The 12838-nt window shown below is 72.7% G+C and carries 9 protein-coding genes; 4 read left to right on the top strand and 5 right to left on the bottom strand.

What is annotated here, in order from left to right:
* Positions 1-74 precede the first annotated feature (74 nt).
* Complete coding sequence (locus tag WME89_RS38190) at positions 75-1175, bottom strand: hypothetical protein (protein WP_438004530.1); 1101 nt, start codon at positions 1173-1175, stop codon at positions 75-77.
* Positions 1176-1322: 147 nt separating this feature from the next.
* Between WME89_RS38190 and WME89_RS38185 the strand changes: the two genes are divergently transcribed.
* The gene (locus WME89_RS38185) at positions 1323-2240 is read left to right on the top strand and encodes a TIGR01777 family oxidoreductase (RefSeq protein WP_438004529.1); all 918 of its coding nucleotides are present in this window, start codon (positions 1323-1325) and stop codon (positions 2238-2240) included.
* A 586-nt stretch (positions 2241-2826) separates the two neighbouring features.
* On the opposite strand, the gene WME89_RS38180 is transcribed toward WME89_RS38185, so the two are convergent.
* Positions 2827-4698 carry a HEAT repeat domain-containing protein gene (locus tag WME89_RS38180; protein ID WP_438004528.1) on the bottom strand — a complete coding sequence of 624 codons (1872 nt, stop codon included), beginning with the start codon at positions 4696-4698 and terminating at the stop codon, positions 2827-2829.
* A gap of 151 nt (positions 4699-4849) precedes the next feature.
* Between WME89_RS38180 and WME89_RS38175 the strand changes: the two genes are divergently transcribed.
* The gene (locus tag WME89_RS38175) at positions 4850-6187 is read left to right on the top strand and encodes a glycosyl hydrolase family 18 protein (protein ID WP_438004527.1); all 1338 of its coding nucleotides are present in this window, start codon (positions 4850-4852) and stop codon (positions 6185-6187) included.
* 152 nt (positions 6188-6339) lie between these two features.
* Here WME89_RS38175 and WME89_RS38170 read toward each other — a convergent pair whose 3' ends face one another.
* Positions 6340-7425, bottom strand: coding sequence for an acyltransferase family protein (locus WME89_RS38170; protein ID WP_438004526.1), 1086 nt, complete (start codon positions 7423-7425; stop codon positions 6340-6342).
* Positions 7426-7600: 175 nt separating this feature from the next.
* On the opposite strand from WME89_RS38170, the gene WME89_RS38165 reads away from it, so the two are divergent.
* Both WME89_RS38165 and WME89_RS38160 read left to right on the top strand, forming a co-directional pair.
* Positions 7601-7807, top strand: coding sequence for a hypothetical protein (locus tag WME89_RS38165; RefSeq protein WP_438004525.1), 207 nt, complete (start codon positions 7601-7603; stop codon positions 7805-7807).
* A gap of 192 nt (positions 7808-7999) precedes the next feature.
* Entirely contained in the window at positions 8000-8587 is a 588-nt protein-coding gene (locus tag WME89_RS38160; RefSeq protein ID WP_438004524.1) for a thioredoxin family protein, read from the top strand.
* 159 nt (positions 8588-8746) lie between these two features.
* Here the strand turns inward: WME89_RS38160 and WME89_RS38155 are convergent, their stop codons facing one another.
* Together WME89_RS38155 and WME89_RS38150 are read right to left on the bottom strand one after the other, a co-directional pair.
* Positions 8747-10255 carry a hypothetical protein gene (locus WME89_RS38155; protein WP_438004523.1) on the bottom strand — a complete coding sequence of 503 codons (1509 nt, stop codon included), beginning with the start codon at positions 10253-10255 and terminating at the stop codon, positions 8747-8749.
* 2 nt (positions 10256-10257) lie between these two features.
* Entirely contained in the window at positions 10258-12498 is a 2241-nt protein-coding gene (locus WME89_RS38150) for an SUMF1/EgtB/PvdO family nonheme iron enzyme (protein ID WP_438004522.1), read from the bottom strand.
* Positions 12499-12838: the final 340 nt, after the last annotated feature.

The following is a 12838-nucleotide window of genomic DNA, read 5'->3' as shown; positions in this document are numbered from 1 at the left end:
CCCGCGCGGCGCCGGCCGGCACGCACCACCGTGGAGAGAGGCGCGCGGAGCCGAGGCCCCGCGCGCCTTTTTTTCTAGGCGTTCTCGAACAGCAGCCGGAACGCGCCCGGGACGTCGTTCGGCCCGAGCTGCTCCTTGCGCTTGTTGAACTCCGGCAGAGCGGCCTGGTAGGCCGCGTCGACCCGCAGGTCGCTGCCGTCCCAGCTCGGGCGCCAGATCTCCATCGTCTCGCCCGCGAGGTCGATGACGTCCTTGAACTGCCCGCGCTCCTTCAGGATCTGCGTGCTGAGCCCGTACATCAGGAGCCCGCCCGGGATCGCGCCGAGCGCCGTCGTCGCCAGGGCCGGATAGCAGATGCGCGCGGTCCGCACCCCGAACCGCTCCTGGATCTCCGCCATCGTCTTGCGCTGGAGCTGCTTCGCGCCGGCGAGGGGGCCCATCGCGTAGACAGGGTCGTCGCTCGGGTAGTCGTAGTCGCAGAAGGACACCACGCTCTCGCCCCGGGCGAGGAGCCCCGCCGCGGCGAGCGGCTCGGCCCACAGGAGCGACGACGTGCCCATGAACTTGTTCGTCCGCTCGATGTCCACGTCGTTCGCGACGTCCACCTCGACGAGCCCGAGCTTGCGGATGTTCTCGGGGCGCGAGAAGTCGGGCACCTGGAGCACCGGGTCGAACGCGACGTCGAGGTCCTTCACCTTGGTCGGACCGTGCTCCGCGTACCGCTTCATCGCGCCCGCCGCGATGCCGTTCACGAGGTGCACCGCCCGATACCGCTCCTTGAGCGCGGCGACGACCTCGTCGATCACCTGCGGCTTCGTGGCGTCGTTGTTCCAGAAGCGCGCCGTGAGCCCCTCGGCCTCCGCCGCGTCCGAGATCGCCTTCACGTGGTGCGGGCCGATCTGCATCTTCTCGCTGTCGAAGTGCACGGCGAAGACGGCCGCCCGCTCCCCGAAGAGCAGCTGCAGCGCGAGCGCCCGGGTCATGCCGTTCGAGCCGCCCAGGATCAGCACCGCCGTGTCCGGGGCGATGCGCGCGCCGGCCTGGCTGATGCGCGCGCGGTGCGCCGCGAGCTGCTCGGTCGCCACGCGCGCGCCGTGCTCGGCCAGCGCGCCGACGAGTGCGCGGCGATCGAGGCCGCCGAGGGGAAGCTTCTTGAAGGTCTCTAGGTCATCCATCTCGTCCGGCGTCTTACCGTCTCCCGCGCTCCGCGTCACGACTGGACAGCTGCCCGCCGTCGCCGACGAGGACGAGCGCGCGCGCTCGACGGCGACGGCGCCGAAGCGGGCGCCCCGCCTCCGTCCGAGCCGTGATAGATAGATCCCGTGAAGACGGTTCTTGTCACTGGGGGCAGCGGGTTTATCGGGCGCGGTCTCGTGAAGGACCTGCTCGCGCGGGGTGATCGCGTGACGGTGCTGACGCGCGACGTGGGGCGGACGCAGGCGTCGCTGCCCGGGGCGCGCGTCGTGTCGTGGACCCCCGACAGCGCGGGGCCGTGGTTCGAGGAGCTCGACGGGGTGGACGGGGTCATCCACCTCGCGGGCGAGTCGATCGTGAAGCGGTGGTCCGAGGACGCGCGGCGCGAGATCGTGAGGAGCCGCATCGACACGACCCGCCTCATGGGCGAGGCGATCGGCAAGGCCAGGCGCAAGCCGGGCGCGTTCCTCTGCGCCTCCGCCGTCGGCTACTACGGCCCGCAGCCGGGCGACCAGGTGCTCGACGAGGGCGCGGCGCCGGGGGAGGGCTTCCTCGCCGACGTCGTGGTCCGCTGGGAAGAGGCGGCCCGCGCCGTCGAGGAGCAGCACGGCGTGCGCTCGGTGCAGCTGCGGATCGGCGTGGTGATCGGCGAGGGCGGCGGCGCGCTCGACAAGATGATCGCCCCCTTCAGGTTCTTCGTGGGCGGGCCGATCGGCGACGGCAAGCAGGTGACCTCGTGGATCCACCGCGACGACGTCGTGGGGCTGACGCTGCTCGCCCTGGACAACGAGGCGGTGCGCGGCCCCCTCAACGTGACCGCGCCGCACGCGGCGACCGGCGAGGAGGTCGCGCAGGCGATCGGCGCCGTGCTCCGCCGGCCGTCGTGGCTCCGCGTACCCGAGGCGGTGGTGAAGCTCGGGATGGGCGACGCGGCCGAGATCATCACCACCGGGCAGCGCGTCTATCCGAAGCGCGCCGAGGAGCTGGGCTACCAGTTCCGCCACGCCCGCCTCGTGCCGGCGCTCGAGTCGATCTTCGGCCGCTGAGCGCGCTGCATCAGGCGCTCAGCGCGTCGCGCGAACCGCCGAGCGCGCGGCATCAGCCGCCGAGCGCGCGGCTCGAGCTGCCGGGCGCCCGGGCGGTAGCGCCGGCGCCTCGTTCCGCCCGGCCGCGGATGGGCAGGGCAGCTGGGCGCCGCGCCGCGGCGCCCAGCTGCTGCCCACGCAACACAAGAGCCGCCGGTGGCGCGCTGAGAAGTCGACCGTTGTCGAGCAGCGCACCATCGGGAGCCCCGGACGGCGGTTTCCCAGCGCTCCCCCAAGCGCTCCGTCCGCTTCTATGCTTACGACATCATGCGCCGAGAAGCTCTCGGGATGAGTTGGATTGGCGCGTGCAGGGTATCCCGACTGGAGGCCGACGCGCACGCCCTCGAGGAGCCCTCGAGAGACAAAGCGTTAGGGAATCCCCTTTGGCGCAGCGCACAATCGCGGGGTTGCTCGTCTGAGGCGGTCTTGCCTGCGTGAGCGCAGGTGGGGACCGAACACACGTGCGGTCTCCGTCCGGACAGACGACCACCCCGGGCCTGCGCCGCGCGGGGCGGCCGGCGGACGCGCGCCGGACGCGCTCGTGCGCTCATGGGCTGATGCCGCGACTCTGGAGGATCTCGCGCACCACGGCCTGCGCGGAGCCTGGCAGCTCGGCGAGCGCCCCGCGGGCGAGCTCCACGAACTTCATGCCGCGCGCGCGCTTGAGCGCCTCGACGGCCGCGGCGCGCTCCTCGGCGCCCTCGTGCTGGAGGATGCCGAGGAGCATCTCGCCGGCCTCGAGGGTGTCTATCTTCGCGATCGCGCGCACCGCGCTGGCGCGGACGGCGGGCGCCTGCGACTCGCGGTAGATGCGGGCGAGCGGATCGAAGGCGTGGGCGAAGCGCAGCTCCTCCAGCGCGCGCGCGGCCTCGTGGACCACGGTGGGGTCGGGGTCGACGAGCGCGTCGCGGAGCGTGATGAACGTGCGCTTGTAGAGGAAGCGGGAGAGCGCGCGGACGACGGCCACCCGGATCTTCGGCTCGGGGCGGCGGAACAGGTGCTCGAGCGGCGAGAGGATCGTGTAGAGCTCGACGGTCGCGAGCTGCTCCGCGAGGCTGATGAGCTGCTGCGCGGGCGACCGGGAGAGGGGCGCGGCGGCGGGCGCCGCGCTCTCGACGGCGAGCGCCGTGAGCCGGGCGAGCATGGCGCGGCGGCGGGTGACCTCGGACCACTGCGTCGGGTCGAGCACGATGTCACCGCACGCCTGGCTGGCGCTGCCGGCCTGCTCCCACTCGACCAGATCGATGTGCCACACGTCGGGGAAGCCGAGCTCGTGGCGGAGGTGCGCGGGCAGCGGCGACGCGTCGATCGGCAGGTCCTGCGCGTCGACGTAGCGGCCGCCGGCGCGGGCGTAGTGCTTCTTGCGGTTCTCCTCGAGCGGCAGTTGCGTGAGGGCGCGGTAGACGCTGCCCACCTTGCTGTACTGCCCCGCCTCGCCGAGCGCGATCACCGCGGCGAGCAGCGCGTTCTCGGCGATCTCGGGCGGGGCGGCGCGCTTCTGCGAGACGGCGGACACCTCCTGCCAGAGGCGGGCCTGCGTGAGCACCGCGAAGTTGGCGACGGCGGCGAGGCCCTCCTTGCGGGCGTACGTGGCCATCTCGCGGGCGAGCGTGGCGGCGGCGGAGATCTCGCCCTGCTTCTCGGCCGCGGCGACCGCCTCCTCGTAGGACTGGAGCGCGTAGTAGCGCAGGTGGTCCTCGCGCAGGATGCGGATGACGTTCACGTAGCCCTCGAGCACGTGCTCGAAGGCGCGGCTCTCGCGCCCGACGGCGATGAGGACCTGGTAGCAGTCGAAGGCGCGCTCGCGCTGGCCGATGGTCTCGTACCGGTCGGCGGCCTCCTCGAGCAGGTGGACGGAGGCGAAGACGGCCTCGCGCGCGGCCGCGGCGTCGCCGGTGCGGAGCGAGGTGCGGGCGAGGTTGAAGCGGGCCAGGCCGGCGGCGTAGAGGTCGCTGCCCGACGAGGAGAGCAGCTGGGCGAGGCGCGACCAGAGGGCGCGGGCGCGGGCGAAGTCCTGGCCGCGCTCGCGGGCGATGGCGGCCTGCGCGACGAGGCCGGCGGCCTCGTACTCGTCGGCGGCGCGGGCGTAGAGCCGCTTCTGCCGCTCGGGGTCCTGCTCGCGCTCGGCCCAGGCGAGCATGGTGCGGGCGCGGTCGATGGACGGGACGTGGGTGATGAGGGGCCGCTGGCTGTGCTCGCTGCCCGCGTACCAGGCGACGGTGAGGGCGCTCCGGTGGTCGCCCAGCCGGACCAGCACGTCGCGGAGCTCGTCGGTCATGGCGACGTAGTCCTCCTCGCGGGCGATGGTGTGCTGGAGGGCGCTGAAGAGCGCGTCCCGCGCGCGGGAGAGATCGCTCCTGGCCAGCGCGGAGCGGGCCTCGTCGCGGAGCTCGTGCAGGGGGCGGACGCCTTGGGTCATGCCTGGAGTGAGCGTAGTACAACGCCGCGAGAGCGGCGCGCGGCGATGGAGTAACCGTCAAAAGGCGCATCGCGGGCGCGCCGTGAGGCGCCCCGCGGGACCGCGAGAACCCGCCTGTCGCTGCGGGGGCCGGCTGCTAGAGCGGCGGCCGATGATGAAGCTGATCCGTCACGCCCTGCCGATCGCCTGCGCTGCTGCGTCCGCCCTCTCCTGCGGTGACGGGGGCCAGCGCACGCCGCTGCTCGTCGACGCCACGAGCGCCGAGCCGGGCGCGCCGGGCGCGCTCGGCGCTGGCCGCGCGGCGCCCGACGCGCTCGGCGCTGGCCGCGCGGCGCCCGACGCGCTCGGCGCTGGCCGCGCGGCGCCCGACGCGCTCGGCGTGGGCCGCGCCGCGCCGCCGCGCGAAGGGGCGTCCGGCGAGCACCGCTTCTGCGGCTGGCTGCACGAGTTCCTCGGAGATCCCAGGTCGACGGAGCTCGGCTACGACACCTTCGCGGCCCACGCCGGGGCGTTCGACGCTGTCCACCCGAAGTGGTGGCGCGTCGCCTCGCCGACGACGTTCGAGAACCACCCGCGCGGCCGGGCGACGCCTTTCGCGGGCTTCCACGACCGGCGCGTCCTCGACGCGACGACGGGCGGGACGGCCGGCGGCGGGCGGACCCGGCTCGTCCCGCTCGTCGCCGCGGTCGACCGGCCCGACGTCGTCGCCGTGCACGCCATGATCCACGACCCCGCGCTCCGGGCGCAGCACGTGGCGGGCCTCGCGGCGCTCGTGATGGAGAACGGCTACGACGGGATCGACGTCGACTACGAGCACCTCGCGTCCGTGCTCGGCCCGGGCGAGACCGTCGAGGCCGAGCGATCGGCGTTCTCGGCGTTCATCGACGAGCTCGCGCGCGCGCTCCACGCGCACGGAAGGACGCTCTCGCTCGCGGTCCCGGCGGTCGCGTCCGCGAGGGGCGTCTTCGACTACGAGGCGCTGAGCGCCTCGGCCGATCACGTGCACGTGATGAGCTACGACTACCACTGGGGCGGCGGGCCGCACGCGGGCCCGGTCGCGCCGCTCGGGTGGCTCCGGCGGACCGTCGCGTACATCGGGGGCATCGACGGCGGCGCGCGGCGGGAGAAGTTCATCCTCGGGCTGCCGAACTACGGTCTGCTCGGGCCGGAGGCGCCGGAGGGCGGGGGCGCCGTGGTCGGGTGCGAGCCGCTCAGCAAATGCCGGGAGCTCGCGGGCGACAGCTATGCGACGAGCACCGACCACATGAGCCGGTGCGCGGAGGACGGGGGAGAGCGGTTCGAGGCAGGGAGGGCGCCGAACCGGGTCCTCGCGAGCGGCGCGCACCTCTTCTTCGAGGACCTCGAGTCGCTCGAGGAGAAGGTCGTCGCCGCCAGCCAGGGCGGGCTCGGCGGCGTGACGTACTGGAGCATCGGCGGCGAGCCGGGCGGCGCGGCGTTCTTCTCGATGATCGAGCGCCACTTCCGGTAGTGGTCGCATTTGCCCAGTGAGAGCTCACATGAAGGCGGGAAGAGTGGAAGAACATTGAGCTTTTCTCCCCGCCTCCCCGCCTCCCCGCCTCCCTGTTCAACCCCGACCACCACCCCACTTCCCGAGGTGATCGCGGCGCGCCGGGCGGCGCCTCAGACCTTGAGGAAGATGCCCCGGCGGTGGAGGGGGTAGAGGAGCACGAGCCAGAGGGCGACCGCCGCGAGCGCGAAGGCGAGGGAGGCGTTCAGCGGCGAGAGCCACGACGCGAAGAGGCGCGCGTACAGGAGCTCCAGCGCGCTCGTCCTCGAGCCGTCGTCTCCGGTGCTTGTCACGAAGTAGAGCAGGTGTCCCATCATGGTCGAGCCCACGTAAGCGGCGATCGGGTTCGCGCCGAAGATCAGGAACGGAGCGCCCCACCGCTGCCATCGCTTCACGTCCACGATCCACATGCAGGCGGCGAGGACGACCGCGGCCACGCCGGCGGTGAACAGCGCGAACGAGCTCGAGTAGAGGCTGCGGTTCCAGGGGAAGACGCGGCCCCAGAGCAGGCCGAGCGCGACCCCCGCGGCGCCGGCCGCGAGGAGCCCGGCGACGCGCGCGCGGAGCCCGGCGGTCGCGCCGAGCCAGCGGCCGGCGAGGCCCCCCAGCATCACGGTCATCGCCGCGGGGACGGTGGGGAGGACGCCCATCGCGTCCCAGCCCTTGCGCGCGATGTGCCCTCCGAGCAGAGCCCGGTCCACGAGGGCCGGCAGCGTCCGGTGCGGGTCGTCGAGCGGGTAGAGCCGCAGGAGGAGCCAGTAGCCGAGCAGGGCCGCGGCGATGATCATGGCCTGCTGCCGCGCCGTGGTCCTGAGGCTGAGGAGCGCGGCGAGCACGTACGCGGCGCCGATGCGCTGGAGGACGCCCGGGATGCGCAGCTCGGTGAGGCGCTCCGCGGGAAAGAACGGGAACGCCGAGAGGAACAGCCCGAGCAGGATGAAGATCGCGCCCCGCTTGACGATCTGGCGGGCGAGCTCGCCGTCTGTCGCGCCCCGCGCGCGGCGCGCCGACAGGGAGATGTGCAGGGTCACGCCGATGATGAAGAGGAAGCAGGGGAATATCGTGTCGGCGAGCGTGCAGCCTTCCCAGGTCGAATGAGCCAGCGGCGGATAGATGGCCGGGAAGCTGTCCTGGAAATTCACGAGGAGCATCGCGACGATCGTCATTCCACGGAAGATGTCCAGCGATTTGAGCCGCATGCGATGAATGTAGTGCGCGTGGATCGATGAGCCACGGAAGCGTCGCTCTCTCGTGCGCTGTCCGTCAGCGGCATTGCTCCTGTGGTTCTCCCTTCGTGGCTGTCTCGCGTGCCCGGTTGTCCAGGGGGGTCATGGCCACGGCGGCGCGCTGGAGCCTTGTTATTCGAGTCCCTCGATGGTCTCGGTCACCGTCGAGGCGTGGTACGTGTGCGGGTCGGTCGCCGTCCACGTGAGCGTCGATGCGAGAGCGGATGACACCACGGCTCCCGCCGGCGGCCTCTCGGCCATCGTGTTCCGCAGCTCGAGCGACAGCCACGTCCGCGAGCTGATGCTCGACGGCTCGGGATGGCAGGACCGGGATCTGACGGTGAGCTCGGACTGACGGAGCTGCTTCCGAGCGGCTGACCGTCCTCGACCCTCCGGTGGAGCGAGCGCTCAGCCGAACGAGCTCGTCGAGCCAGCGGCCGCCGGGGAGGGGAGCGGCCGCGCTGCGGGGCCCGCGCGCGCGGCGCGGGCGCTCCTGCCGCCCCGCGTGGTATGGTGCGCGCCGTTACAGCGAGAGGAGAATCCTGTCATGGCACGCACCCCGTCCACGATGCTCGAGCTGGGCACCCCGGCGCCCGACTTCCGGCTACCGGACTACACCGGAAAGCCCGTGGCGCTGTCGGATTTCACGAAGGAGCGGGCGCTCCTCGTGATGTTCATCTGCAATCATTGTCCGTTCGTCAAGCATGTGCGCCAGGAGCTCGCCAGGCTGCGGCGCGATTACCGCCCCGAGGACGTCGCCATCGTGGCGATCAACTCGAACGACATCGCTGCGTATCCGGCGGACAACGCCGAGGCGATGGCGAGGGAAGCGCGCGAGTTCGGCTACACGTTCCCCTATCTCCTCGACGAGGCGCAGCAGGTCGCCAAGGCGTACATGGCGGCCTGCACGCCGGACTTTTACCTCTTCGGCCCGGATCGCCGGCTGGTCTATCGCGGCCAGCTCGACGACAGCCGCCCTGGCAACAACGTCCCTGTGACTGGCCGCGATCTCCGCGCCGCCATCGACGCGGTGCTCGCCTCGGCGCCCGTCCCCTCGGATCAGCGCCCGAGCATCGGCTGCAACATCAAGTGGAAGCCCGGCAATGAGCCGGAGTATTACGGCCGTACCTCGTAACATCTCTCCATCGCGCAGCCCCCCGCGCCATCCCCCCCGCGCCCGTCAACTCCGCCCCTCTATTCCCGTAAGCCCCAGGAGGGAGGTGCCGCCGCACGGCGCCTGCGGGATGGGCCGATGTCCGAGCATGCGCATCGAGCCTTACCCTCAGGGCGAGGCTCAATGCGCATGCGAGCTCGGCGGGGCCCCCAGGCGCCGTGCGGCGGCACCTCCCTCCTCGGGCCGGTCCTGCCGGTCTTGCCGGTCTTTCTCCCCGAGGATGGCCTTGGCCGCGCTCGCCCGCGCCGCCCCGCTCGCCACGGTCGCGTGGTCGACCACCCAGTGCGCGTCCAGCAGATCCAGGTAGTCGAGGTCCAGCTGCCCCCCGGACGGCAGCATGAACACCGCCGAGATGTGCGCGTGGTTGCGCACCGCCTGCACCATCTCCCGGGGAATGTAGAGCGCCGCGTGCGTGAAGAGGTGCACCACCGGCGTCCGCGGGTCGTGGTGCCGCGTCAGGTCGAGATCCGTCGAGAGCTCCGCGAACACCCGCGCCGGGTTCCTGCCGCGCTCCCCCTTGAACGACAGGAGGTGCGCCGTCGGGAGCTGGCCGTTCTTCGCGCGGTAGAGCTCGTAAAGCCGCGCGTCGAAGAAGCGGAACGCCACGTCCTCGCCCTCGAGCAGGAGCCGCTTGCCCGTCGCGATCGCCATCCCCCGGGCGAACGTCTGGCGATCGCCGCGCATCGACGCCGACGCGTCGATCAGCAGGTAATGGATGCGCTTCTGCTCGTCCCGGCTCTGCTCGCGGGAGAAATAGAGCACCTCGTTGTCCGCGATCCGGCGCGCGAGCTCCATGTCGTCCCAGGCGAGCTCCGTCAGCACCATGCTGTCGATCGAGCCGCGCGTGCCGAGCCCCGAGTAGCCGTGCGCCGCCGTCGTGCCCGCCGCCGGCCGCGTCTTCGTCTCGAGCACGCTCGGCAGGATCTCCAGCGAGAAATTCACGATGTCGTTCGCCTCGGGCGACGAGAGTGCCGCGAGCAGGTCGACCTGGGCGAGCGCCCCGGCCGACGCCTCCGAGCCCAGCATCCCGAACAGGCGCAGCGTCTCGATGTCGAGCGCGTCCGACATCGTGAGCACGTAGAGCCGCGAGACGTCGAGCGCCTCCAGCGCCCGCTGCTCGAAGTCGCGCCGCGTCGACAGGAACAGGCCGCGGAGCTGCGGCTCGATCCCGTCGAAGAGCGCCGCGTCCACGGGGAGCATCGCCCGGTACGCCGGCGCCGTGTGCGTGCGCGCCGCGACGGCGCCGAACAGCCGCGACAGCACGACCGTGACGAGGTCGTCGTTCATCCGGAGCTGCGCCGCCCCGCGCGCTGCCTCGCTCTCGGCGAGCTCGCGGAGCACCGTCCGGTACCCCTCCAGGATGCGCTCCGCGTCGCGGAGCCGGCCCACGAGCTCCCTCGGATCGCAGCGCGGGCCTACCTCGAGCTGCTCGCGCGGCGTCGAGAAGAGCAGCCCCGCGTCGTGCACCAGCGCGAACGGCAGGACCACCCCGAGCCGCTCGAGGCTCTGGTGCCAGCGGATCGCGCGCAGCGCGAGCGACGAGCTCAGCGGGCGCACCTGCGAGAACGCCAGCGTGCCGAGCGGGCCGGTGATCGAGGGGTTCGCGAGCTGCGCGGCGGGGACGGGCACGGCTACAGGTTGGTCACGCAGCGGAAGCCGATGCCCGGCGCGCTCGCCGTCGCGACCTGGTGGTAGCGGAACGCCGGGTTGAGCCAGAGCAGGACCCCGCCGTTGTAGCCGCCGCCCCGGATCGCCTTGCGATCGCCGGCCGGCGCGCCCTTCGGGTTCACCTGCTCCTCGTCCTTGTAGGTCTCGAACCAGTCCGCGGTCCACTCCCAGACGTTGCCGACGACGTCGTGGGCGCCGAACCGCGTCTTGCCCTTCGGGAACGAGCCGACCGGCGCCGTGCCGAAGAAGCCGTCGTCGGCGTCGTACATGCGCGTGCTCGGCCTGAGCCCGCGCGCCTTCTCCCACGCCGTGCACTCGGTGCCGCACGCGTTCATGAACGTCTTGTCGCCCGGCTCGTCGCCCCAGGGGAACCTGCGCCCGTCGGAGCCGCGCGCCGCGTACTCCCACTCGGCCTCGGTCGGCAGGCGCTTGCCGTGGACCTCGCAGTAGGCGTCCGCGAGGCTCCACGACACGCAGTTGATCGGGTGGCGCTCGAGGTCGGGCTTGCCGAAGGTGCAGAGCTCGGCGAGGGCGGTCAGCGTCTTCTGGTGCTCGGCGGCGGTGATCCCGTCCTGCTTCGGGAAGTCCGGCGTGGCCGGCGGCCGCTTGCACTCCCCCTTGTCCGAGCACGCCTTGTAGTCGCCCGCGGTCACCTCGTGGACGTCGATGCAGAAGGTGTCGAGCGTCACCTTGTGCGCGGGCTGCCACAGCTTGAAATCCGGCTCGTCGGAGCCCATGAAGAACTTGCCGCCCGGGACGAGCACCATGCCGGAAGGACACTCGGTCCGGCGCGCGGCCGCCGCGGCCGACGCAGGCGGCGCGGCGCTCGCCGTCGCCACCGCCGCGGCGGACGCGGAGGCGACCGGCGCGCTCCGCGACGCCTCGTCGGCGGACGACAGCGGCGGCGCCGGCGCGCGCAGCAGGCTCCACGCGATGGCGCCGCCGGCCGCGAGCGCGACAGCGACGCCTCCGAGCGCCAGCGCGCCCTTCGACCGCGGCGCCGCCTTCGCCGCGAGCCGCTGCGCCGCCGCGTCGTTCGCGGTGCCGCCGGTGGTGCTCACCTCGGTCCCGGGAGCGGCCCGCACGGCCGAGGGGGCGGAGCCCGGCGGCAACGCGGTGGGCGGCGCCGCCATCGTCGGCGCGGTCGTCGCGGCGTGCGGCCAGGACATCCGCGGGGCGGAGATGCGGGGCGACGACCCGCCGGACGGGGGCGCGAGGGAGCCGCCGCCCGTGGCGACAGCCCAGCCAGGCGCCTCGGGGAAGACCGCCCGGTGCAGCGCCGCCCAGAAGCGGCCCATGGTCGGGAAGCGGTCCGCCGGCGCGACGGCGAGCGCCTTCGCGAAGACCGCCTCGACCTCGTCGCTGACCGTGAGGCCCAGGGTCCGCGGGGTCGGCCGGCGCGACGGGTCGCGGCTCGCGACGGCGAGCTGGATGTAGTCGTCGCCCTGCAGCGCCGGCGCGCCGCCCAGCATCGCCTCGATCATGATGAGGGCCATCGCGAAGACGTCGGTCCAGGGTCCGGTCGCGCCGTGGGTGCGGCTGAACTGCTCGGGGGCGCCGTAGCTCGGCGTGAACGCGGTGATGTCCTTGCCCGTGTGGGCGAGCGCCGTCGCCGCCGCCGCGTGGTCGGCCATGACCTTGGCGATGCCGAAATCGAGCACCTTCACGAACGTGGACGTGTCGCGCGGGGGGCCGATGACGAACAGGTTCGCCGGCTTGATGTCGCGGTGCGCGATGCCCCGCGAGTGGACGAGCTCGAGCGCCACCGCCGCCGACTCGAGCAGCGCGACCGTCGCGTACACGTCGCGCGGGGGCAGGCCCTGGCACGTCTCGTCGTAGAGGACCCGGTCGAGCGGCTTGCCCTCGAGCCACTCGAGGACCATGTAGGGCAGCCACTGCCCGTCCGGCGCGTTGAACGTGCCGATGTCGCGCGCCTGGACGATCGCGGCCGAGCGGCTGGAGAGCTCCGCCATGAGCTTGCCCTCCTGGATGAACGCCTGGAGCAGCTGGTCGCGCTGCTCGGCCGGCGCGTTCGCGAGGAGCGTGAAGCACTTGAGGGCGACGGGCTGCTTCCAGATGACGTGCTCGGCCTTGTAGACGACGCTGAAGCCGCCCTCGCCGACGGCGTTTTCGATCCTGTACTTGTCCGCGATGAGGGTGCCGGCGATGTCGAGCGGATCGCGGCGGTCCGGGTTCTGGCTCATGAGATCCCTGCGCAGCGCGGCGGGGCGCCGGTCGGAGCGCCTCGCGCGTGCGTCGGGCCATCTTAGTGGGCCCGCGGTCGGTTGGAACCCTTTCGCGCGATCCGGCGGTCCTCACCGCACCGTCCGCCCCGACCCGACCGCCCAGCCCGCCGTCCGCCGCCGGGCGCGATCCGCGCCGCGAGGGCGATCGGGCGCCGCGCGCCGGCGGAGGTGCGCCCGCCAGGGCGGCAGGTAAATTTCGTCCAATCTTCGGGAGGCGTGACGCTCTACAACGGAAGGCAACCCGGGACGCCGAGGCGACGGGGGCACGCCGGAGGACGGCGCGGTTCCCCTGGCCCTC

Source organism: Sorangium sp. So ce321 (assembly GCF_051530195.1).
Classification (GTDB): Bacteria; Myxococcota_A; Polyangia; order Polyangiales; family Polyangiaceae; genus Sorangium.
This window is presented reverse-complemented; position numbering and strand designations above follow the sequence as displayed.